The 23,057-nt window shown below is 62.1% G+C and carries 21 protein-coding genes and 1 tRNA gene; 12 read left to right on the forward strand and 10 right to left on the reverse strand.

Translation table 11 applies throughout. The annotated features are described in order from the left end of the window. Nucleotides 1-10 precede the first annotated feature (10 nt). The 6 genes from DFR38_RS06930 to DFR38_RS06955 all read right to left on the reverse strand — a co-directional run bounded on the left by DFR38_RS06930 (nt 11) and on the right by DFR38_RS06955 (nt 9,994). Entirely contained in the window at nt 11-1,369 is a 1,359-nt protein-coding gene (locus tag DFR38_RS06930; protein ID WP_059285802.1) for a TolC family outer membrane protein, read from the reverse strand. Beyond that, nucleotides 1,370-2,743 (reverse strand): HlyD family type I secretion periplasmic adaptor subunit, encoded by a 1,374-nt coding sequence (locus DFR38_RS06935; protein WP_082693418.1) that lies wholly within the window; start codon nt 2,741-2,743, stop codon nt 1,370-1,372. It lies immediately after the preceding gene. Further along, on the reverse strand, nt 2,740-4,497 hold the full coding sequence (locus DFR38_RS06940; protein ID WP_059285803.1) for a type I secretion system permease/ATPase: 1,758 nt from the start codon (nt 4,495-4,497) through the stop codon (nt 2,740-2,742). Before DFR38_RS06940 ends, DFR38_RS06935 begins: the two co-directional genes overlap by 4 nt. A 222-nt stretch (nt 4,498-4,719) precedes the next feature. After that, a complete protein-coding gene (locus DFR38_RS06945; protein ID WP_059285804.1) occupies nt 4,720-6,339 on the reverse strand; it encodes a methyl-accepting chemotaxis protein in 1,620 nt (539 codons plus the stop codon). A 397-nt stretch (nt 6,340-6,736) separates the two neighbouring features. Next, a tRNA-Asn gene (locus tag DFR38_RS06950) sits at nt 6,737-6,812 on the reverse strand. A gap of 86 nt (nt 6,813-6,898) precedes the next feature. After that, nucleotides 6,899-9,994 (reverse strand): Rne/Rng family ribonuclease, encoded by a 3,096-nt coding sequence (locus DFR38_RS06955; protein ID WP_110313188.1) that lies wholly within the window; start codon nt 9,992-9,994, stop codon nt 6,899-6,901. 519 nt (nt 9,995-10,513) lie between these two features. On the opposite strand from DFR38_RS06955, the gene DFR38_RS06960 reads away from it, so the two are divergent. The 8 genes from DFR38_RS06960 (at nt 10,514) to DFR38_RS06995 (ending at nt 16,515) form a co-directional block, all read left to right on the forward strand. Continuing rightward, on the forward strand, nt 10,514-11,449 hold the full coding sequence (locus tag DFR38_RS06960; protein ID WP_059286156.1) for an RluA family pseudouridine synthase: 936 nt from the start codon (nt 10,514-10,516) through the stop codon (nt 11,447-11,449). Continuing rightward, on the forward strand, nt 11,449-12,108 hold the full coding sequence (locus DFR38_RS06965) for an HAD-IA family hydrolase (protein WP_059286155.1): 660 nt from the start codon (nt 11,449-11,451) through the stop codon (nt 12,106-12,108). Before DFR38_RS06960 ends, DFR38_RS06965 begins: the two co-directional genes overlap by 1 nt. Then, nucleotides 12,084-12,443, forward strand: coding sequence for a Rieske (2Fe-2S) protein (locus tag DFR38_RS06970; RefSeq protein WP_059286154.1), 360 nt, complete (start codon nt 12,084-12,086; stop codon nt 12,441-12,443). The genes DFR38_RS06965 and DFR38_RS06970 overlap by 25 nt, the downstream gene beginning before the upstream one ends. A 41-nt stretch (nt 12,444-12,484) precedes the next feature. Then, nucleotides 12,485-13,423, forward strand: coding sequence for a S49 family peptidase (locus DFR38_RS06975; protein ID WP_059286153.1), 939 nt, complete (start codon nt 12,485-12,487; stop codon nt 13,421-13,423). 25 nt (nt 13,424-13,448) lie between these two features. Continuing rightward, nucleotides 13,449-14,270 (forward strand): flagellar motor protein MotD, encoded by an 822-nt coding sequence (gene motD, locus DFR38_RS06980; RefSeq protein WP_059286152.1) that lies wholly within the window; start codon nt 13,449-13,451, stop codon nt 14,268-14,270. A 35-nt stretch (nt 14,271-14,305) separates the two neighbouring features. Further along, nucleotides 14,306-14,896 (forward strand): malonic semialdehyde reductase, encoded by a 591-nt coding sequence (locus DFR38_RS06985; protein WP_059286151.1) that lies wholly within the window; start codon nt 14,306-14,308, stop codon nt 14,894-14,896. A 93-nt stretch (nt 14,897-14,989) separates the two neighbouring features. Continuing rightward, nucleotides 14,990-16,030, forward strand: coding sequence for a quinone-dependent dihydroorotate dehydrogenase (locus DFR38_RS06990; RefSeq protein ID WP_110313189.1), 1,041 nt, complete (start codon nt 14,990-14,992; stop codon nt 16,028-16,030). Nucleotides 16,031-16,059: 29 nt separating this feature from the next. Further along, entirely contained in the window at nt 16,060-16,515 is a 456-nt protein-coding gene (locus DFR38_RS06995) for an outer membrane lipoprotein (RefSeq protein WP_233170294.1), read from the forward strand. 67 nt (nt 16,516-16,582) lie between these two features. Here DFR38_RS06995 and DFR38_RS07000 read toward each other — a convergent pair whose 3' ends face one another. The 3 genes from DFR38_RS07000 to fur are packed head-to-tail and all read right to left on the reverse strand — an operon-like array spanning nt 16,583 to nt 18,430. After that, nucleotides 16,583-17,314 (reverse strand): arginyltransferase, encoded by a 732-nt coding sequence (locus DFR38_RS07000; RefSeq protein ID WP_110313190.1) that lies wholly within the window; start codon nt 17,312-17,314, stop codon nt 16,583-16,585. Continuing rightward, nucleotides 17,301-18,002 (reverse strand): leucyl/phenylalanyl-tRNA--protein transferase, encoded by a 702-nt coding sequence (aat, locus tag DFR38_RS07005; protein ID WP_059286149.1) that lies wholly within the window; start codon nt 18,000-18,002, stop codon nt 17,301-17,303. The genes DFR38_RS07000 and aat overlap by 14 nt, the downstream gene beginning before the upstream one ends. Further along, complete coding sequence (fur, locus tag DFR38_RS07010) at nt 18,002-18,430, reverse strand: ferric iron uptake transcriptional regulator (RefSeq protein WP_059286148.1); 429 nt, start codon at nt 18,428-18,430, stop codon at nt 18,002-18,004. The genes aat and fur overlap by 1 nt, the downstream gene beginning before the upstream one ends. A 100-nt stretch (nt 18,431-18,530) precedes the next feature. Here fur and DFR38_RS07015 point away from each other — a divergent pair, with 100 nt between their 5' ends. From DFR38_RS07015 to DFR38_RS07030, 4 genes are read left to right on the forward strand one after another with little or no spacing between them, the layout of a single operon-like run. Beyond that, nucleotides 18,531-18,938 carry an outer membrane protein assembly factor BamE gene (locus DFR38_RS07015; RefSeq protein ID WP_059286147.1) on the forward strand — a complete coding sequence of 136 codons (408 nt, stop codon included), beginning with the start codon at nt 18,531-18,533 and terminating at the stop codon, nt 18,936-18,938. Further along, nucleotides 18,935-19,741, forward strand: coding sequence for a 4-hydroxy-tetrahydrodipicolinate reductase (dapB, locus tag DFR38_RS07020; protein ID WP_110313191.1), 807 nt, complete (start codon nt 18,935-18,937; stop codon nt 19,739-19,741). The genes DFR38_RS07015 and dapB overlap by 4 nt, the downstream gene beginning before the upstream one ends. Before the next feature lie 44 nt (nt 19,742-19,785). Then, entirely contained in the window at nt 19,786-20,760 is a 975-nt protein-coding gene (locus tag DFR38_RS07025) for a FecCD family ABC transporter permease (protein WP_158527704.1), read from the forward strand. After that, nucleotides 20,753-21,529 carry an ATP-binding cassette domain-containing protein gene (locus DFR38_RS07030; RefSeq protein ID WP_158527705.1) on the forward strand — a complete coding sequence of 259 codons (777 nt, stop codon included), beginning with the start codon at nt 20,753-20,755 and terminating at the stop codon, nt 21,527-21,529. Before DFR38_RS07025 ends, DFR38_RS07030 begins: the two co-directional genes overlap by 8 nt. Nucleotides 21,530-21,533: 4 nt before the next feature. Here DFR38_RS07030 and DFR38_RS07035 read toward each other — a convergent pair whose 3' ends face one another. Further along, complete coding sequence (locus DFR38_RS07035) at nt 21,534-23,048, reverse strand: SpoVR family protein (protein WP_059287231.1); 1,515 nt, start codon at nt 23,046-23,048, stop codon at nt 21,534-21,536. Nucleotides 23,049-23,057: the final 9 nt, after the last annotated feature.

A 23,057-nucleotide genomic window follows, 5' to 3' on the forward strand; every position in this document is an offset into this window, starting at 1 on the left:
CTGCAAGCGGCTAGGGCTGCCCGGCCTGTGCGGAAAAATTGCGATCCAGCAAAACCATGTCTTCGCCACGCAAGGCCCCGCTGTCGGCACGCAGGGCAATCCAGCTGACCAGCTGGTTGTATTGTGCCAGCAGCAAATCACGGCGTGCCTGGTATAGCTGCTCCTCGCTATTGAGGACGTCGGTCAGGGTCTTGACGCCGGCCCCCAGCCCCAGCTTGCTGGCCTTGACCGTTTCCTCGCTGGAGATCACGGCTTTTTTCAGTGCCGCCACCTTGCGCGCACCATTGCTGACACCATAAAACTGCCTGGTCACCTCCAGCTCTACCTGCGTTCTGGCATTGTCCAGCTCGGCCAGGGCCTGCCGGTGTTGCGCACTGGTTTGCACGATCTGCGCCGAATTATAGCCGCCGTTGAAAATGGGCAGGCTCAGCTCGATGCCGATCGCATTCTGGGTGATGCGCTGATTGATGGTGGAGACGGAACTGGCGCTGGAGCGGTCCTTGCTGGCGACCAGATCCAGCGTGGGATAGTTGCTGGCTTTGGCTTTGCGCAGTTCCTGTTCGGCGATCTGCACATTCATCTGCGCCGCGCGGATGTCCGGGCTGTACTGCAAGGCCTTGTCGCGCCAGTCGGACACCGTACCTTCGGCACCCAGATATTGCCCGATATCACTGCCCGGCTCGGCCAGCCCGGTTGCCGGTGTGCCGGTCACGGCCAGCAGGCTGCGCTCGGCGATGAGCTGCATATTGCGGGCCTCGATCAACTCCGACTCGGCCAGCGCCATGCGCGCCTCGGCGTCGTGGATGTCGGTCACCGTGCCATCGCCCTGCTCGAACAGTTTCTGGGCCTGCTGGCGCGCGCTGCTGAGCGCATGCAGCTTGGCCTCGCTCAGCGCGATGTTTTTCTGTGACAGCAACAAACCCAGATAGGCCGACAGATAACGCACGGCCAGTTCGTTTTCCTTGCGGGAAAAAACCGCCTCGCTGTAGTCGGCGCGGGCATTGCCCTGCTGGTAGATGGCCCAGCGTTGCAGATTGAACACCGGCTGGCGCAGCTGGATGGCCGCGTCCTGGCTCATGTACTTGAGCGGCGAGGTGGACAGCGTGCCAAAAAAATCGGGGGCGGTATCCGAACCGGTGACCTTGCTGCGGTTGAAGCTGGCACTCAGTGTAGGCAGCAACTGCGCCTGCCCCAGCTGGCGGTTGGCGGCGCCGGCTTCGCGCTCGGCGCTGGCAGACTGGTATTGCGGGTCGTTCTGCCGCGCCAGCTGAAACCCCTCCAGCAAACCATAAGCCTGGGCCAAGGCCGGCAGCAGCAAGGCCGGAAGGGTGAGCAGCGCATAAAGACGACAAGGCCTGCGTACGGCCATTCAGCTCTCCTTGAAGGCGAGGTTCATGCGATCCAGGATGGGCTTGAGCAGATAGCGCAACATGGTGCGCTCGCCGCTCTTGATGACGATGGTGGCCGGCATGCCAGGCTTCACCTGCTGATTGCCCAGCAGCTGCATGCCAGCCGGGGTGACCTTGATTTGCGCCAGATAATAAGGCGCGCCGGTTTTCTGATCCAGCAAGCGGTCGGCGGAGAAAGTGGCCACCACGCCGGGTATCACCGGGGTGCTCTGCTGGTTCAGCGCCGGGAAGGTAATGTCGACCGGCAGGCCGGGATGCACCTTGGCGCTCATGGCCGGGTCGACCGTGGCTTCGATCAGCAAGGGCTGATGGGTTGGCACGACATCCATCAGGGGCTGACCCGGCTGCACCACGCCACCAACGGTATGCAATTTCAAGCCCACCACCAGTCCGTCAATCGGCGAACGGATGATGCTGTTGGCCACGGCATAGCGCTGGGCGGTAAGCCGGTCGCGCAAGGCGTCGGTTTCTTTCTGGATATCCGTCAGCTGCGACTCGACTTCTTTCTGGTAATCCTGCTGGCGCGCAATGCGGCGCAGCCTGGTTTCGGCAATGCTGTCCTGCACCCGGCCGATACTGGCAATGGTATCCGCCAGTTCGCCCTTGATTTCCGCCGCCGCCCTTTCCAGCTGGTACAAGCGGTTTTTCGGCACATAGCCACCAGCAGCCAGTTCGCGTATGCCCTCCAGCTCCTTGTCCTGCCACTTGCTTTGCTCGGCGCGGGCGGCCTTTACCCCCTGGAATCCGCGCAGCTGTTCTTTCAGCCCGTTAATGTTTTCATCCTGGGCCTGCAATTCGTTGTGCAAGGCAGCGCGGCGGGTATTGAACAGCTGGGTCTGCAGCAATTTGGCCTGCGTCACCCGCGGGTCACTGGCCAGCGCATCCAGCTCGGACGAAAAAACCAGCGTCGGCTTGCCATCGCGCTCGGCCAGCAGGCGGTCCTCGATGGCACGGGCGCTGATGAACTGCGCCAGGGTGCTGCCCATCTGCGCACGGGCCTCGGTATCGTTCAGCACAATCAGCGACTGGCCTTTTTTCACCAGCGCCCCCTCGCCTACCAGCAGCTGTTCGATGCTGCCGCCCGTCAGGTGCTGCACGGTCTGGCGATTACTGGCCACGGTGACGCTGCCATTGGCCGTGACCCCTTCATCCAGCGGTGCCAGTGCCGCCCACAGCATGAAGCCGCCAAAACCGACCAGCAACAGCTTTACCCCGCGCCGGCCTATGCGGCCATCATCGGTATCCACCCGGCCAAACGGCTCGATGCCCGGCTTGGCGGTGTGCTCCGGCGGCGGACGGCGGAGGGCGGCGGTCAATTTGTGGAACAGATTCATGCCTGGTTCTCGTTGGAAGTGTGGCCGGCCTGGTCCTGGGCGGCTGCCTGCTGTTGTTGCAGCGCCTGCTGGGCGGCCTGGTTCAGCGCATACAGCACCTGATCGCGCGGGCCGAACAGGTGCAACTGGCCATCGCGCATCACCAGCAGCTTGTCCACCGCATTGAGAATGCTGGTGCGATGGGTGATCAGCACCACGGTGGTACCGTGTGCTTTCAGGTCCATCACGGTGTGGATCAGTGCCTGTTCGCCAACATCGTCCAGATTGGAATTGGGTTCATCCAGTACCACGAAAGCCGGGCTGGCGTAGATGGCACGGGCCAGGGCGATACGCTGCTTCTGCCCGCCGGACAGCATGCTGCCGCCATCGCCCAGCCGGGTATCGTAGCCCTGGGGGAAGCGCAGAATCATCTCGTGCACACCGGCCCTGGTGGCGGCCTCGATCACCAGTTGCGAATCGATATCGCCAAAGCGGGCGATGTTCTCGGCAATGCTGCCTTCAAACAGCTCGATATCCTGCGGCAGATAGCCGATATGCGGGCCCAATTCGTCCTTGTTCCACTGGAAGATATCCGCGCCATCCAGCCGCACCTTGCCGGATTGCGCCGGCCAGATCCCGACCAGCAGGCGTGCCAGTGTTGATTTGCCCGCCGCGCTGGGGCCGACAATGCCGACGATATCGCCATGCTGCATGGCGCAGCTGATGCCCTTGAGAATGGGCGCATGGCCGCCCGGCGCACCGGCCACCACTGCCTCGACCTGCACATTGCCCTGCGGCCGTGGCAGGCTCATGCCACTGAGGCGGGCCGGATACTCGGCCAGCAGATCATCCAGCCGTTGATAGGCGCTACGTGCGCCGATGAGTTGCTTCCAGGTGGCGATGGCCATTTCCACCGGCTGCAGCGCGCGCCCCATCAGGATGGAGCCGGCAATCATCATGCCGGGAGAGATTTCATTCTGGATGGCCAGCAAGGCCCCGACGGCCAGCACCAGCGACTGCAGCGACAGCCGTACCAGCTTGGAAATCGCCCCGATACGCGCGGCCTTGTCCGATGCCTCGGTCTGTTTTTCCAGCACCCGGCTCTGAAACAGGAACCAGCGCTCGCGCAAGGCGGGCAACATGCCCATGGCCTCGATCACTTCGGCATTGCGCAGATTGTTGTTGGCGTAATTGCCAGCGGCAATCGCCGCCTGATTGGCCTCGGCCAGCGGTTTGCGGGTGGACAGCTCGGTCAGCCAGGCCAGCGCACACAGAATAAGCATGCCCCCCAGCACAAACAGACCCAGTATCCAGTGAAACATAAAGGTAACGGCGAGGTAGATGGGCGCCCAGGGGGCATCAAAGAAGGCGAACAGCCCGTTGCCGGTAAGAAACTGGCGCACGCTGGTCAGATCATGCAGGGCCTGGCCGGCATTGCCGTTGTTCCGGCGCAGATTGCGCTCGAAAGCGGCCGTGAACACACGAAAGTTCAGCTGCATGTCCAGACGGTTTCCCACCCGTATCAGTACTGCAGAACGCACCAGCTCCAGCAGCGACATCAGGCCGTACAGGCCCACCACCATCAGCGTCAGCATCAGCAGCGTGGTTTCGTTGCGGCTGTGCAGCACCCGGTCGTAGATCTGCAGCATGTAGATGGAAGGCAGCAGCATCAGCAGATTGATCACGGCACTGAAGCCCGCCAGCTGGTAGAAGGTTTGGCGGAAGGTCTGCAAAACCTGGGAAAGTTCGGAACGGGACTGTAACAGTCGTTTCATCGGCAAAAGGCTCTGGGTGATCTACATGGAAGCAAGCGCAGCGGGCGACGCAGTTGGCCTCAGCCTGTAAAAATATGTCAGCGATTTTATCACAGCGCCCGGCAGCCATGATGACGTCTTCAAGCCATGCCGGCACTGCGCTGCAGCGCTTGCCAGCACCCAGGACAGCACGCGGGGCCAGCCACCCACACGGTGAATGGCCCTCAGCCGACCGGGTACTGTCTATAGCTGGTACTGGGCGATGATCTGCATCTGGCGCTCGGCCTGACCGCGCAAGTCCTTGGCACTGCCAGCCGTTTGCGAAGCGGCCGAATTGGCCTGCTCCGACATCTGGGCGATGCGCTCCACCTGCTGGGCAATGCTGTTGCTGGCCAGGCCCTGCTCCTTGATCGCCACCGAGATGTCCGCCACCATGCCGGTGGTGCTGGCAGCCGCCTCCCCTATGCTCTGTATGGCACGGTCGGCTTCATCGGCGCGGCTGACACCGCCCTCCACCAGCATTTCCGCATTTTTCATCTGCTCCACCACCGCTGACGAGGCCTGCTGCATGGCCTGCAGGCTGGCGGATATTTCCTGGGTGGAACTGGCCGTGCGCTCGGCCAGCTTGCGCACCTCGTCGGCCACCACGGCAAAGCCGCGGCCCATCTCGCCGGCGCGCGCCGCTTCGATGGCGGCATTGAGTGCCAGCAGATTGGTCTGGTCTGCCACATCACGGATCACCTGCACCACCGACACGATCTGGCTGCTTTGCGCATTCAGCCCGCGCAAGGCGTCGCTGGCACTGGTGATGGCAGCGGAAATATCGCGGATATCGCTAATGGTCTGACCGATGGTCACCGAGCCGGCTTCGGCCTGGCGGCTGGAGGTTTGCGACAGCAGCTGTGCCTCGTCGGCACGCTCGGCCACATGGTTGACGCTCACCGTCATCTGCTCGATGGTGGCCGCCACCGCGGCAGAGGACTCGCTCTGCGCCGATGCAGCCTGGTAGATGTCATCGGCCGCTTCATTCATCTTTTGCGAAGAAGCCATCACATCCTGTGCACCATGGCGCAGTTGCAGCAGGTTTTGCTGCAGGCTGTCCAGCAGGCTGTTGAAGGCAGCGGCGGTGCGCCCCAGCTCATCCTTGCTGTCACTGCTGACCCGCAGCTTGAAATCACGCTGCTGGCTGACCCGCTCCATGGTGAGCTGCATGTCGGACAGCGAACGGGTGATGGCACGGATCAGCAAGCAGCCACCGCAGGCCGTGCCCAGCAACACGACAAGGGCCAGCACGGTCTGCAACCATTTGGCCGCATTGTAAGCGCTGTGGTTTGCCTCGTTTTGCTGGTTGCCCAGCTGATAGTTGTAGCTGATCAGCTTGTTCAGATCGGCCTCCAGCTTGCCGGACAGCTGGAACAGGCTGCCGCTTTCCAGCATGGCGGTCGCCACCGACATGTAGTTGGAGCGCGAGTTATTGAAAAACTCGTCCATTGCCGCGCGGTATTGCGCCATGTCCGCCTTGGCCTGCTTCACCATCTGGCGGTCACTGTCATCCACCGCCAGCTCGGTTTCATACAGGCTGACCGCCTTGTCAAACTGTTGCCGGCTGCTTTCGATGGCCTTTTCGTCTTCCAGCTTTTTTTCCTGCTGCACATGCGACACATGGTTGCGCAGGGCCGCACGCATGCCGTACATGGCGGTTTGGGCGGTTTGCAGGGCTTTCAGACTGGGAAAGGTATTGCTGCTGATGTATTCGAAACGGCTCTGGGCTGCACTGAGCTGCCACAGACCGACACCGCTGACCACCAGCAAGGCCAGCAAGGCGATGGAGAGCAGCAGTGTAAACTTGAGCTTGATGGTCATCCTCTGACTTCCTATGAGTTTGTTTTTATTGGATGAGCTTCTGGTCTGGTCCTGTCCCGTCTGAAAAATGCGGCGCACCCATGGTGGTCACATCTGCGCGGAACTTGCTGTTTTATACATCAAAGCCGCCAGCACGGCCAAGATTGCCGCTTGCCAATGAAAACAACACAGCCCGGCACGACAGGGCAACTGTCGGCCGGGCTGCTGCCGGCATGCCGACAGCAAGCCGGCAGGCCAAAAATACCGTTTCAACATCACTCCACCAGCCAGTCCCCCTGCCCCCGCACGCGGCTGCACCGCTGATGATCATCTCTGCGAAAGCTGCGCCGTACGCTGCCCCCGGGAGGGATTCGCCAATGCAAAAAGCCCAGTCATTGCTGACTGGGCTTTGAATGCTTGGCTCCCCGAGCAGGGCTCGAACCTGCGACCTGCGGATTAACAGTCCGTCGCTCTACCGACTGAGCTATCAGGGAATTGCCTTGAGAGAACGCAATTCTATAAAAACCCGACCTGGCCGTCAAGCCCCTGAATTGAATTTTCAGAGGCCCGACGGAATACATCAGTTATTGCGGGTTTCCACTTGCTGCAAGGCTACCGCCACCGGCGCTGCCTGCTCGGCAGCCTGACGAACCACATCGCGTCGACGCGGACCGGCCGGCACTTCGATTTGCGGCTGTTCCTGCTGTACCACGGCCTTGGTGGCCACCATGACCAGACCACCCAGGTCGGCCGGAACTTCCGGCTTGGTTTCCACAGCAGTCACTGCCGGGGCAGCCTGTACTTCGGCCACCGGCGCAGCGACCACTTCCACCACTTGCTCGACCACAGCCACCACCGGCTCTGCCGCAACCGGCTCGGCTACTACAGCCACCTCGGCCACGGCAGGCTCAATGCTGAGCGGCTGCACTTCGACGACCGTGCTGACTTGCTCCAGCACCACCGCAGCAGCAACCACCTCTACCGGGGCCTCCACCACTGCCGGGGCTTGTTCGGGCAGTTCCGTTACCGCAACGGGCTCCGGCACAGGCTGCTCGACCGCCACTGCTGCGGCTTCCGCCACCACAGGCTGCGCTTCGGTCTGGACAGGCGCCTCGGCTGCGACGGCCACCTCGGCTACCACCGGCTCGACCGCAGGCTGTGCCAGCGGCTCTACCGTCACGGCTGCCACTGGCTCGACCGGCTGCACGGCTTCCGGCTGCGCAGCAGCGTCCACGGCAGCAAGCGCTTCTGCAGCAAGCACACCGCTTGCAGCGGCAGCAAGCACTTCGCCGGCTTCGCCCAGCGCTGCAGTGTTTTCACCTTCCAGCGGCTCACGACGACGGTCACGACGACCACGACGACGACGACCACGCTCGCCACGCTCTTGCTGTTCAGCCGATTCGGCGGCAGCTTCCACGCCTTCGGCGCTGTTCAGCTTGAGTTCTTCTGCTGCATTGGCCTGCGGCTTGTCGGCTTCATTGCGCTCGGCTTGCGGCTGACGACGACGCGAGGACTTTTCCGCGGCTTGCGGGGCGGACGGCTGCTCGCCACGTTCTTCCGCTTGCGGACGCGCATTCTGCTCACGCGGCTCGCGGTTTTCACGCGGTTCGCGTTCACGGCGCTGACGCGGCTCGCGTTGCGGCTGTTCGCCACGCTCGGCACGTTCGCCACGCTCCGGACGTTCGGCGCGCTCGGCACGCTCTACGCGCTCCGGACGTTCCTGACGATCAGGGCGCTCATTGCGCTGCTGACGGCGGCCATCCTGACGCTCGCCATCCTGGCGGGCTTCGGCCGGGCGTTTGCCGGCTTCTTCGCCCTGACGACGCTCATGATGGTCACGTCGTGCCTGGCTGCCCGGACGACGTTCGTTATTGCGCTGGCGGTTGCCATTACGCTGACCGTCACGCGGCTGCGGCGCAGCTGCCGGCTTTTTCTTTTCGGTTTCCTGCGGTGCCGCTTCCGGCTCGGCAAACAGGCTCTTGACCCAGCCGAAGAAACGGCCGATCACACCCTGCTCGGCCACCACCGGGGCTACCGCTGCCGCGACTTCGGGCTGGCTGGACACCGGAGCCGGCTGTTGCGGCGTGATGCCCTTGACGGCGGCTTCCTGACGTTCGACCTTGGGCTTTTCCTGACCGAAGTTGGTGATGATGTCTTCTTCCTGCACTTCCACGCGCAGATAGCTCGGGCCATCGCCCAGCTCGGCCAGATCATCGTGACGCACGCGCACGATCTTGTAGTGCGGGGTTTCCAGATGGATGTTGGGAATCAGCACCACATCCACATCCAGGCGTTCTTCGATGGAGTGGATTTCGGCACGCTTCTCGTTCAGCAGGAAGGTGGCCACATCCACCGGCACCTGGGCGTGTACCGCACCGGTGTTTTCCTTCATCGCCTCTTCCTGGATGATGCGCAGGATGTGCAGGGCGGAGGATTCGGTACCACGGATGAAGCCGATGCCATGGCAGCGCGGGCAAGGCTCGTGGCTGGTTTCACCCAGCGACGGTTGCAGACGCTGACGCGACAGTTCCAGCAGGCCAAAGCGGGACAGCTTGCCCATTTGCACGCGGGCGCGGTCGTGCTTCAGCACATCGCGCAGCTTGTTTTCCACTTCGCGCTGGTTTTTCGGGTTTTCCATGTCGATGAAGTCGATCACGATCAGACCGCCCAGGTCGCGCAGACGCAGCTGGCGGGCGATTTCTTCGGCGGCTTCAACGTTGGTGCGCAGTGCGGTTTCCTCGATGTCGGCACCCTTGGTGGAGCGGGCGGAGTTGACGTCGATGGAGACCAGTGCCTCGGTGTGGTCGATCACGATGGCACCACCGGACGGCAGCTGCACGCTGCGCGAGAAGGCGGTTTCGATCTGGTGTTCGATCTGAAAGCGCGAGAACAGCGGGACGTGATCCTTGTACAGCTTCACGCGGTGCACCATATTGGGCATCACGTGGCTCATGAACTGGCGGGCCTGTTCGTAGATTTCGTCGGTGTCGATCAGGATTTCGCCGATATCCGGATGGTAGTAGTCACGGATGGCGCGAATCACCAGGCTGCCTTCCTGCAGGATCAGGAAAGGCGCATTCTGCGAGCCGGCCGCACCTTCGATGGCGCGCCACAGCTGCATCAGGTAACCCATGTCCCATTGCAGTTCTTCCAGATTGCGGCCGATACCGGCGGTACGGGCAATCAGGCTCATGCCATTGGGGACTTCCAGCTGGGCCAGCAGGTCTTTCAGTTCCTGACGCTCTTCACCCTCGATGCGGCGCGATACGCCACCACCACGCGGGTTATTGGGCATCAGCACCAGATAGCGGCCAGCCAGACTGATATAGGTGGTCAGGGCTGCACCCTTGTTGCCGCGCTCGTCCTTTTCGACCTGGACCACCACTTCCATGCCTTCGCGCAGCACGTCCTGAATGCGCGGACGGCCACCGTCATAGCCCTGGAAATAGGAGCGGGATACTTCCTTGAACGGCAGAAAGCCGTGGCGCTCGGTGCCGTAATCGACAAAGCACGCTTCGAGGGAGGGCTCGATACGGGTGATGATGCCCTTGTAGATGTTCCCTTTGCGTTGTTCTTTGCCAACGGTTTCGATATCGAGGTCGACCAGCTTTTGCCCGTCGACGATGGCAACGCGCAGCTCTTCAGCCTGCGTTGCATTAAACAACATGCGTTTCATAAACGTTCCCTGCGCGGCACTCACGCAAGGGATGCAGCCAGTATTTGACGGCCCAGAGGCTATTGATGGGCGCTTTCCGAAAGAAGTGTTGGTATAAAGATCATTACAACCGAGATATCAAGCCTACTTCCTGACTAAATTCACACGGGCCCGAGGGTTTGAGCGCATTAGCGCATCGGAAATTTTCTTCCAGCCCGCCATCGCGGGCGAGCTGGACAAACTGGAGGGCTGCGTGCCGGGTCAAACTTTGCTGCAAGATCTCCTGACTGGCTCTGCATCAGGAAATGGAATACTCGTGAGTGCGTTATGCGACTAAATGCATTACCATCGCTGCTTTTTGGTGAGCGAGTTAACCTTGGCTGCGGCCGGTTGACGCGGCATCAGGTCAGGGTCAACACCCTGCCGGCCGGTTCACTTTCCCGCAGCAGCATCACGCGGCAATACTGCCTGTGACCATGGCTTTCCGGAACGCTGTCATCGCACTGAAATGTGCGGTCGAGCGCACGAAGTATAAGCAATATGACTGACATTCGCAAAGACTCCGTCACGTTTCTTGACGTGGACGATGGAGATTCCGGCCAACGGCTGGACAACTTCCTGGTACGCATCCTCAAAGGCGTGCCCAAAAGCCATATCTATCGCATCTTGCGCTCGGGTGAAGTCCGGGTGAACAAGGGCCGGATCGATGCGTCCTACCGCATCCAGGCGGGCGACCAGATCCGCATTCCGCCCATCCGCGTGGCCGAGCGCCCGGTCAATGAGGTGCCGCCTGGCAGCTTCCCGGTGGTATACGAAGACAATGCCTTGCTGGTGATCGACAAGCCGGCCGGCGTGGCGGTGCATGGCGGCAGCGGCGTGTCCTTTGGCGTGATCGAACAACTGCGCAAGGCCCATCCCGACTGGAAATACCTGGAGCTGGTGCACCGGCTGGACCGGGAAACCTCCGGCCTGCTGATGCTGGCCAAGAAGCGCTCGGCACTGGTCAAGCTGCACGACATGATGCGTGCCAATGTGCCGGACAAGCGCTATCTGGCGCTGGGGCTGGGTTCCTGGGACCCGAGCAACAAGAGTGTCAAGCTGCCCTTGTTCAAATTCCACACTGCCGACGGCGAACGTCGCGTCAAGGTGGCCGAGGGCGACGATGGCCAGTTTGCCCACACCAATTTCAGCGTCATCGAACGCTTTGCCGACTTCACCCTGGTGGAAGCCCATCTGCGTACCGGCCGTACCCACCAGATCCGCGTGCACATGCAGGCCAGCGGCTGCCCGATTGCCGGTGACGAAAAATATGGCGATTTCGCCTTTAATAAAGAATTGGCCAAGCGCGGCCTGAAACGCATGTTCCTGCATGCGCGCAGCCTGAGCCTGCCCCACCCGCTCACCGGCGAGCCACTGAAGCTGGAAGCGCCGCTGCCGGCTGAGCTGGAAGGCTTTCTGAAGAAACTGAGAAACTGATGGCACGCCACTACGACCTGCTGGTATTCGACTGGGATGGCACGCTGATGGACTCCACGGCGCACATCACCCATTCCATCCAGAATGCCTGCCGCGAACTGGGCTTGCCGGTGCCGGAGCGCCAGGCCGCCAGCCATGTCATCGGCCTACGGCTGGACCAGGCGCTGCATCTGGCCTGCCCCGGCCTTGACGATGCCCAGCACAAGGCACTCACCGAATGTTTTATCCGCCATTACCGCAGCAGCGATGATGGCGTGACGCTGTTCGACGGCGTGCGCGAGGGCCTGCACGCCCTGCGTGAGCGTGGCGTATTCATGGCGGTGGCCACCGGCAACAGCCGGGTGGGCCTCAATCGCCTGCTGGCGGAAACCGGGCTGGGGCCGCTGTTCGACACCACCCGCACCGTGGACGAATGCCATTCCAAACCGCACCCGGCCATGCTGCAGGAAATCAGCGACGAACTGGGCGTGGAACTGGCGCGCACCGTGATGATTGGCGATACCAGCCACGACCTCAACATGGCACTGAACGCGCGTGCGCATGGTGTTGGTGTGAGTTATGGTGCGCACGATGTGCAGCTGCTGCAGGCGTGCCAGCCGCAGGCCATCGTCCACAGCTTTGCGGAGTTGCAGCAATGGCTGCTGACACGGCTAGACTGATCTGCGCCAGCGCGGACTTGCAGGATAGCGGCCGCGCCGTGCGCTTCACGCTGGACGGTGCGGATGGCAAGCCGCTGTCCGCCCTGGCGCTGCGCTACCAGGGCCGGGTATATGGCTATATCAATGCCTGCCGCCACATCCCCATCGAGCTGGACTTGCAGGACGGCAATGTATTCGACCTGTCCGGCCAGTATCTGGTGTGCAGCATGCACGGCGCGCTCTACCTGCCCAATAATGGCCGCTGCGTTGGCGGCCCCTGCCGCGGCCACGGCCTGCAAGCACTGCCGCTGCATGAAGCAGATGGCCAGGTGTGGCTGAATGTCATGCCGGCCTGATTTTTGCTAGACTCCCGACATTCGCACTCAGGGCAAGCACAATGAACGACACACCGAACTGGGAACGCCAGCTGGTCGAAAAACTGGCCATGGCCGCCGTGGTGGAACAACGCCGCGCCCGCCGCTGGAAAATCTTTTTCCGTCTGGTGTGGCTGGGCATCATCGGCAGCCTGCTGGCCTTTGCCTTTATGCGCAATGAAGACAAATCGGCCGAGGCCCTCACTGGCAGCGGCCACACCGCCGTCATCAGCCTGGATGGCGTGATCGACAGCGACAACAACACCGCCGAAAAACTCAGCGCCGCCCTGGAAGACGCCTACACCGACCGCGGCACCCGCGGCATCATCATCGAAGCCAACAGCCCAGGCGGCAGCCCGGTGCTGTCCGGCATGGCCTATGATGAAATCCGCCGCCAGAAAAAACTGCACCCGGCCATCCCGGTGTATGTCACGGTGCAGGAAGTGTGCGCCTCCGGCTGTTACTACATCGCTGCGGCTGCGGACAAGATCTTCGTCGACAAGGCCAGCATCATCGGCTCCATCGGCGTGCTGTCCGACGGCTTTGGCTTTACCGGCCTGATGGACAAGCTGGGGGTGGAGCGCCGCCTGAAAACCGCCGGTGAAAACAAGGCGATGGGCGACCCCTTCTCCCCCACCAATCCCAAGCAGGAAGCCATCCGTCAGCAGTTGCTGGATGACATCCACCAGCAATTCATCAAGGCGGTACGCGATGGCCGCGGCAGTCGGCTGAAAAACGACCCGCAGCTGTTTTCCGGCATGGTGTGGATAGGCGAAAAGGGCATTCCGCTGGGACTGGCCGACGGCCTTGGCAATACCCGTTCGGTGGCGCGTGACATCATCAAGGCGGAAAAGACGGTGGACTACACCCAGCAGGATGACCTGTCCAGCCGTGTGGCGCGCAAGATAGGCGTCGAATTTGCCGGGGGCGTGCGCAGCCTGTTCAATACCCGCCTGTTCTGACAACAGCCCTTATCGCGGAGCACACATGGCAAGCAGACGCCGCCGACAGGAAGAAGAACACGAAAACCATGAACGCTGGCTGGTATCCTATGCCGACTTCATCACCCTGCTGTTCGCCTTTTTCGTGGTGATGTACGCCATTTCCTCGGTCAACGAGGGCAAGTACCGGGTACTGTCCTCGGCCATTGTCGATGCCTTTCGCAGCGGCTCCACCATCAATATCAATACCACCCCGCCTACCGGCGGGGCCAACACCATGATCCAGGTCCCCCAGACCAAACCGATCGCCAAGGCGGTCACCGGGGATCACCATGTCGAGCCCAATGTCAAACTCGGCTCGCTGGCCGCTGACCTGGCCAAGGTAATGGACCCGCTGGTCAAGGGTGGCCAGGTCAACATCACCCAGAGCCCCAAGGGCATTACCGTGGATATTCGTGACACCGCGCTCTTCCCGGTGGGACAGGCCTCGCCCAACGACCAGTCACGGCAGATCATGGCCGGCATGGCCGCCCTGCTGTCCAAGGTGGACAACCAGATCCGGGTGGAAGGCTTTACCGACAACGTCCCCATCAAGACCGCCACCTATCCTTCCAACTGGGAACTGTCCGCCGCGCGCGCCGGCAGCGTGGTGCGCCTGTTTCAGGAAAACGGCATCAGCCCGGCCAGGCTGGTTGCGGTAGGACGGGGCGAAAACCTGCCGGTGGCCGACAACACCACACCGGACGGCCGCGCCACCAATCGCCGCGTGTCCATTACCGTGCTGGCCGAAGACCAGAACGAGGCAGAGGTCCTGCCATCACAGCCATCCACCACCCCGGCACCGGCAGCAGCCCCGGCCGGCAAATAGTCAGACGCCCGCACAATACCAATCAGGAGGAGCCCATGACCACCCCGCTATCCGCCACTGCGCTGGAACAGCTGTTTCACAACGCCCGCAGCCACAGCCACTGGCAACAACGTCCGGTGAGCGACGAAACCCTGCATCAGCTGTTTGACCTGCTCAAGCTCTGCCCCACCAGCGCCAACTGCTCGCCAGCCCGCTTCGTCTTCCTCAAGACCGCTGCCGCCAAGGAAAAACTGCGGCCCTTCCTGATGGAAGGCAATGTCGACAAGACCATGGCCGCACCGGTCTGCGTGATCGTGGCGCAGGACATGCAGTTTTATGAGCACCTGCCACGGCTGTTCCCGCATGCCGATGCCAGGAGCTGGTTTGAAGGCAACGATGCCGCCATTGCCGCCACCGCCGCGCGCAATAGCAGCTTGCAAGCTGCCTATCTGATCATGGCGGCACGCGCGCTGGGGCTGGACTGCGGTCCGATGTCGGGTTTTGACAATGCCGGAGTCGACCAGGCCTTCTTTGCCGATGGGCGATTCAAGTCCAATGTGCTGATCAACCTGGGCTATGGCGAAGCCGGCAAGCTGCATGCCCGCTCGCCGCGCTTCGCTTTTGACGAAGCCTGCCAGATACTCTGACACGGCCTGACCGGGGGTGGATTTGACCGTGAGGCTTCGGCTCCGGGCCATTGCCCGGTTATACTAGCGGGCAAATTCATCCCGGAGACACTCATGCTCTACCCGCTTCTGCGCCCTCTGCTGTTCAGATTTGACGCAGAAACCGCCCACGAACACACCCTGCAGCTGATGGACAAGGCGCACCAGTTGCGCCTGCTTGGTCTGGCCGCTCCGGCCGTGACCCGGGCACCGGTCAAGGCCATGGGCCTGACCTTTCCCAATGCGGTTGGCCTGGCCGCCGGCCTGGACAAGAATGGCGATCATATCGACGCACTGGCAGCGCTGGGCTTCGGCTTTCTGGAAATCGGCACCATCACGCCGCGCCCGCAGGATGGCAACCCCAAACCGCGCCTGTTCCGCGTGCCGGAACACCAGGGCATCATCAACCGCATGGGTTTCAACAACCGCGGCGTCGATGTCCTGCTCGACAATGTGCGCAACTGCCGCTTCAACGGCGTGCTGGGCATCAATATCGGCAAGAATGCCGTGACCCCGATTGAAAACGCGGTGGACGACTACCTGAGCTGCCTGGACAAGGTCTATGCCTATGCCAGCTATGTCACGGTCAACATCTCCTCGCCCAATACCAAGAACCTGCGCCAGCTGCAGCAGGGTGACGAGCTGTCGCGCCTGCTGGCCGCGCTCAAGACCCGCCAGCAGCAACTGGCCGACCAGCATGGCCGCCATGTGCCGCTGGCCGTGAAGATTGCCCCGGACCTGGACGACGAACAGATTGCCGACATCGCCCGCCTGCTGACCGTCCACCAGATCGATGGCGTCATCGCCACCAATACCACGCTGTCGCGTAGCGAGATCGCCGGCCATCCGCTGCAGGACGAAGCCGGCGGCCTGTCCGGCGCACCGGTGCGCGAACGCTCGACGCAACTGATCCGCAAACTGGCACGTGAACTAGACGGCAGCCTGCCCATCATAGGGGTAGGCGGCATTCTCAGCGGCGAAGATGCAGTAGAAAAGCTGCAAGCCGGCGCCACACTGGTGCAGCTGTACAGCGGCCTGATCTATCAGGGACCACCGCTGATCGCCCAGTGCAGCCAGGCGATCGCCCGCCACCTGCAACAACAAACCCGCAATTGACATCCGAGGGAGGATATATGTTCAACAAGATGACTCGCCTGGTAATGCTGGGCAGCCTGTCGCTGGGCCTGCTCTCCGGCTGCGCCACCTCCGACTCCGCTGCAGTCTACTCGCAGGGCCAGATGCGCCGCGCCCAAACCGTAGAACTGGGCACCGTGGTTTCGGTGAACAATGTCAAGATGGAAGGCAAGAACAACGAACTGCTGACCCTGGGCGGGGCCGCCCTGGGTGGCCTGGCTGGCAGTGAGCTGGGCGGTGGCCGCGGTTCTATTGCCGGTGGCATTGTCGGCGCCCTGGCCGGCGGCTTCGGTGCCAATGCCGCCCAGCGCAGCATTGGAAGCAAGAATGCTCTGGAAGTGACGGTGAAACTGGATGGCAGTGGCCGGATGATTTCCATTGTGCAGGACGCCGACATCCCGCTGACTGCCGGTCAGCGCGTTCGCGTACTGACTGGCGGTGGCAACGACCGGGTGGTCCCTTACTGATCGCTGTCTGGCGGCAATACGCAAAACAGGCTGACCAGGGTCAGCCTGTTTTCATTACCGGCCTGGCTTATCCGGCCTGCTCCATTGCCACCCAGCAGCCGTCCTGCAACTGCTCCAGTGGCCGGTACTGCGACTTGTAGGCCATCTTGCGGCAATCGGCAATCCAGTAGCCCAGATACAGATAAGGCAGCTGCCATGCCCGCGCCAGCTCCACCTGCCACAGCACATTGAATACGCCATAGCCCGCCTGGGCATCCTGCGGATCATAAAAGGTGTACACCGCCGACAGGCCGTCGGCCAGACGGTCGATCAGGCTGACCATCTTCAACACACCATCCAGCCGGAACTCCGCCAGCAGGCTGTCCACGCCGCTTTTGAGAATGAACTCGGAATACTGCTGCACATTATCCTCGGCCATGCCGCCCCCGGCATGGCGCGACTGCTGATAGTCGCGGTACAGCTGGTAATGATCCTGGCGAAACTGCAAGGGCAGCAGCCGCACTTCCATGGCCTGCAAGCGCTTCCAGCTGCGGCGCTGACTGCGGTTGGGGGTGAAGCTGGCCACGGGCAGCCGTACCGGCACGCAAGCCTGGCAACTGTCGCAATACGGGCGGTAGGTATACAGACCACTGCGCCGGAAACCCAGCCTGACCAGCTGGCTGTAAACCGCGGCATCAATGGCCTCGGCAGGAATCGCCACTTGCGAGCGCGCCTGGCGTCCGTCCAGATAACTGCAGGTGTAAGGGGCGGTGGCATAAAAATGAATGGCAACCGCCGGTCCGGCATCACGATGGCTCATGGTCGAAACAATAGTTCCACATGCTGTCCGCCTGGGGTTCAAGCGTCTTGTTCTTCAGAGTAGCAATAAATTCGGCTCTTGGAATCAGCGTTGCGCCCAGGCTGGCCAGATGCGGGGTATACATCTGGCAGTCGATCATGTCCACACCCTGCGCCTGCAAGTGGCGAGCCATGTGGACAAAGGCGATCTTGGAAGCGTCCGTGCGGCGGGAAAACATCGATTCGCCATAAAACATGCGCCCCAGGGCCACGCCATACAGCCCGCCCACCAGCTCACCATCCATCCAGACCTCGAAAGAATGTGCCGCTCCGATCTGATGCAGGCGACAGTAGGCTTCCACCATGGGCTGGATGATCCAGGTGCCGGCAGCCCCGGCGCGCGGTGCGGCACAGGCTTCCATCACTTGCCGGAAAGCGCTGTCCAGCGTTACCCGGTAGCGGCGATTGCGCAGCGTCTTGTCCAGCGAACGGCTGACACGCAGCCTGGATGGAAACAGCACCATGCGCTGTGCCGGCGACCACCACAGAATGGGTTCACCCTCGGAAAACCACGGGAAAATGCCCTGGGAGTACCCCAGCAGCAGGCGCGCCGGCGACAGGTCGCCACCAGCAGCCAACAAACCGTCCGGTTCGGCCAATGCAGTACGAACCGGAGGAAAAACCAGCTCGTGCCCGAGCCAGGGAATCATTACTTGCTGCCGGTTTTGCCCTGGCAGCTCAGGCATTCGCCATACAGATACAGCGCGTGTTCGGCAATGCGAAATCCGTGCTGCTCGGCGATGCGGTCCTGCAAGGCCTCGATTTCAGGATCGAAGAATTCCATCACGCTGCCGCACTTCACGCACACCATGTGGTCGTGGTGACCACCCTGGTTAAGCTCGTACACGGCCTTGCCGGATTCGAAATGGTGGCGTACCAGAATGCCGGCCTGCTCGAACTGGGTCAGCACGCGGTAAATGGTGGCCAGACCGATGTCGATATTCTCGGCCAGCAGTTTGCGATAGACATCTTCGGCCGACAGGTGGCGATCATCGGTCATCTCGAACAGGTCGAGAATTTTCAGACGCGGGCCGGTGGCTTTCAGGCCGATATCTTTAAGGTGACTGGCTTTGCTCATCGTGATATAAATTAGGTCGATTTTTGAAGCATGATAAAGCCTTTTTCCGGCTTTGCCTAACACCGCCAGTTAAATATAATCCTCAGCCCATCGGAGTCTCATGCGCGCCCTGATCATCGCTGCCGTCATCGCCCTCTCCGGCTGCACCTCCATGAATCCCATCAACTGGATTACCCCCCACAAGATGGAAATCCAGCAAGGCAACTATGTCACTGAAGATGCCGTGGCCAAGCTCAAGCCCGGCATGACCCGCTCCCAGGTGCGTTTCCTGCTGGGTACGCCGCTACTGACAGATGCTTTCCACAACAACCGCTGGGATTACCCCTATCAGGACACCAAGCAAGGCAAGCTGGTGGACAAGACCCTGCTGACCGTATTCTTTGAAGGTGACACCATGGTACGGGTTGAAGGCACGGCCCAGCCGGCCGAGCGCGCCATCCTGCCGCTTGATGCCTCTGCCCCCGCCCAGCAAGCCCAGCCTGCCGCCCAGGAAGCCCCCAAGCAATGAGTGAACTGAATATCGTCATCGTCGGCGCCGCCGGCCGCATGGGCCGCACGCTGATCGAATCCGTACTGGCCACCCCCGGCGCACGCCTGCATGCCGCCGTGGATCGCGCCGCTTCCGACTTCATCGGCCAGGACGCCGGCCTGTTCATCGGCCAGCAAACCGGGGTGAAGATTTCCAGCGATTTTGCCGCCGCGCTGTCCGGTGCGGATGTCGTCATCGACTTTACCCGTCCGGAAGCCACATTGGGCTATCTGCAGCAGTGCCAGCAGCACGGCGTGCAGATGATCATCGGCACCACTGGTTTTGATGATGCCGGCAAGGCTGCCATCAAGGCTGCCGCCGAGAAGATCGGCATCGTGTTTGCCTCCAACTTCAGCGTCGGGGTGAACCTCACCTTCAAGCTGCTGGACATGGCCGCGCGGGTGCTCAACGAGGGCTACGATATCGAGATCACCGAGGCACACCACCGATTCAAGGTGGATGCGCCTTCCGGCACCGCACTGCGCATGGGCGAAGTGATTGCCGATGCCCTGGGCCGTGATCTCAAGGAATGCGCAGTGTATGGCCGTGAAGGGGTGACCGGCGAACGCGACCCCAACACCATCGGCTTTGCCACCGTGCGTGCCGGTGATGTGGTGGGCGACCATACCGTGCTGTTCGCCACCCTGGGCGAACGGGTGGAAATCACCCACAAGGCTTCCAGCCGCGCCACTTTTGCCAACGGTGCCGTACGTGCCGCCAAATGGCTGTCGGCCAAGCCGTCCGGCCTGTTCGACATGCAAGACGTGCTGGGCCTGCGCTAAGGCCTGCGGGAGCCTGGCCGTCCGGCCGGCTCCCTTTCCCCCTGATGATCCGCCTCTCCCTGCTCTGCCAATGCCTGCTGGCCGCCCTGCTGCTGACTTGCCTCGGTTCGCTGCTGCACGGCAGTGGCCTGATCGGCCCCATGCTGCACGGCAATCAGCCGCTGCCGGCGCTGCAACTGCAGCTATTGTTGCAGCTGCGCCTGCCACGCCTGCTGGTCGCCATCTGCAGCGGCATGCTGCTGAGCAGTGCCGGCGCCGCCATCCAGGCCCGCTTTCGCAATCCGCTGGCCGAACCCGGCCTGCTCGGCATCTATAGCGGGGCTGCCCTGGCCGCCGCGCTGGCGCTCAGCCTGGGCGGCGGCATCCTGCCGGTTTCGCTGGCCGGCTTTGCCGGCAGCCTGCTGACGCTATGGCTGATACGGCTGCTGGCCTCCCCGAATGGCCAGGGCAGCCGGCTGATCCTGTCCGGCGTGGCCATCGCGGCCTTGCTGGGCAGCCTGCTGACCCTGTTGATCACCACCCTGCCCGATGGCGCCCTGCGCAGCATCACCTTCTGGCTGATGGGCAGCTTCGCCAGTGCCGAATGGCCGCAGGCCTGGCTGTTGCTGCTGGCCACACCGCTGGTCTGGCTGGGCCTGTTTCGCCACTGGCGCTTGCTCAATGCCCTGCAGCTGGGCGAGGCCACGGCCTTCCATCTGGGTTTTGATCTGCAGCGCGGCGCATGGCTGGTGGTCTGCCTTGCCTCCATTGCGGCCGGCGTGGTGGTGTCCAGCTGCGGCATGATCGGCTTTGTCGGCTTGCTGGCACCGCACCTGACCCGGCTACTGACCGGCAGTGATGCCCGCCGCCTGCTGCTGGCAGCCCCGCTGCTGGGTGCCTGGCTGACAGTCAGTGCCGACTGGCTGGCACGCAGCCTGCTGGCGCCCGCGGAGCTGCCGGTTGGCGTCATCACCAGCCTGCTGGGTGCTCCGTTTTTCCTGTGGCTGCTGCGACGAGAACAGGAGTCACCGCGTGCTTGAGCTGGAACAGGTCTGTTTGCAGCGCGCGGGCAAGCGGCTGCTCTGGCAGGTCTCGCTACAGGCGGTGCCTGGCGAGCTGTGCGTCATCCTCGGCCCCAATGGCGCGGGCAAGAGTACCCTGCTGCAAGTGATGTCGGGCTATCTGCGCCCGGACAGTGGCCGTGTGCGGCTGGGCGGGCAGGATACGGCGGGGCTGAGCCCGGCACGGCTGGCCAGCCTGCGTGCGGTGGTGGAACAACAGGCGGCGACCCCATCCGGCTGGCGGGTGCAAGAGCTGGTGGCGGCCGGCGCTTACCTTGCCGCTCCCGCACAACAGGCGGCGGCGATGGCGCGGGCACTGGCCCTGACGGACACCAGCAGGCTGGCCCAACGCCGGCTGGACAGCCTGTCCGGTGGCGAGGCACAGCGCGCCCATCTGGCACGCGCACTCTGCCAGTTGCTGGCATCAACACAGCCGGAGCGCTATTTATTGCTGGATGAGGCGACGGCGGCGCTGGACTTCGCCATTGCCGACAGCCAGATGGCGCAATGGCGGCAGCTGGCGCAGGACTTGCACATCGGCGTGGTGGCGGTGCTGCACGACCTGAACCTGGCGCTGCGCCATGCCGACCGTGTCTTACTGCTGCAGGATGGCTGCAGCATCGCTTTTGGCCGCACCGCCGACATCATGCAGCAAGCGCGGCTGGAGGCCATTTACGGTATCCGTCTGGCGGAATTGATCAGCCCGGATGCCGGCATCCGGGCCTTTGTCCCGCACACTCCCCGCTGACCCGCTACAGCCGCTGCAAATCCAGGCTGGACTTCACCTCGAAGCGCTGGGTGATGCTGCCATCGCTGTCGGCACTTTCCAGCCGCACATCAAAGCCCCACAAGCGCCCGACATGCTTGAGCACCTCCTGCGCACTGCCCTCGTCCAGCGGGCGGCGATTGTGCATGGTATGGCGCAGCGTCAGGCTGCGATCCCCCCGCACATTGACCGACCACACCTGGATATTGGGTTCGCGTGAGCCCAGATTGTATTGCTCGGCCAGCTTGCTGCGGATATCGCGATAACCCATTTCATCGTGGATGGCCGACACTTCCAGCTTGTCTTCATGGTCATCGTCGCGAATGGCAAACAGGCGGAAATCGCGAATCAGCTTGGGCGACAGGTATTGCGAAATAAAGCTTTCGTCCTTGAAATTCTTCATGGCGAATTCCAGCGAGCTGCGCCAGTCGGTACCGGCCAGGTCGGGAAACCAGGCCCGGTCCTCTTCGGTGGGGGCTTCGCAAATGCGCTTGATGTCCTGGTACATGGAAAAGCCCAGGGCATACGGGTTGATGCCGTTATACCAGCGTGCCGTCACCGGTGGCTGGTACACCACATTGGTGTGGCTCTGCAAAAACTCCATCATGAAGCCATCGGTCACCAGGCCCTTGTCGTACAGGCGGTTGAGAATGGTGTAGTGCCAGAAAGTGGCCCAGCCCTCGTTCATCACCTGGGTCTGCCGTTGCGGGTAGAAATACTGCGCCACCTTGCGCACGATGCGTACCAGCTCGCGCTGCCACGGCTCCAGCAGTGGCGCGGATTTTTCGATGAAATACAGCAGGTTTTCCTGCGGCTCGGCCGGAAAGCGTGCTGGTTCGCGATTGGCATCGTCCTTGTCGCGCTTGGGAATGGTGCGCCACAGGTCGTTGACCTGCATTTGCAGATATTGCTCGCGCTCCTCCTGCCGTGCCTGCTCCTTGGCCAGCGACAGCTTCTGCGGCCGCTTGTAGCGGTCCACGCCGTAGTTCATCAGCGCATGGCAGGAGTCCAGCAGCATTTCCACTTCGTCGATGCCATAGCGCTCCTCGCATTTGCTGATGTAGGACTTGGCAAACACCAGGTAGTCGACAATGGCCGAGGCGTCGGTCCAGGCGCGGAACAGGTAATTGCCCTTGAAAAAGCTGTTGTGGCCATAGGCGGCATGGGCAATCACCAGCGCCTGCATGGTCATGGAATTTTCTTCCATCAGGTAGGCAATACAGGGGCTGGAGTTGATGACGATTTCGTAGGCCAGCCCCATCTGGCCGCGCTTGTAGCTTTTTTCGGTGGCGACAAAGTGCTTGCCGAAGCTCCAGTGATGGTAGTTCACCGGCATGCCCACCGAGGAGTAGGCATCCATCATCTGTTCGGCGGTAATCACTTCCAGCTGGTTGGGATAGACATCCAGCTGGAATTCATCCACTGCAATCTTGCGGATTGCGCGGTCGTATTCTTCGATCAGGTCGAAGGTCCATTCGGACCCGGTGGAAATGGGTGTCATGCTGCATTC

The organism is Aquitalea magnusonii (assembly GCF_003202035.1).
Classification (GTDB): domain Bacteria; phylum Pseudomonadota; class Gammaproteobacteria; order Burkholderiales; family Chromobacteriaceae; genus Aquitalea; species Aquitalea magnusonii.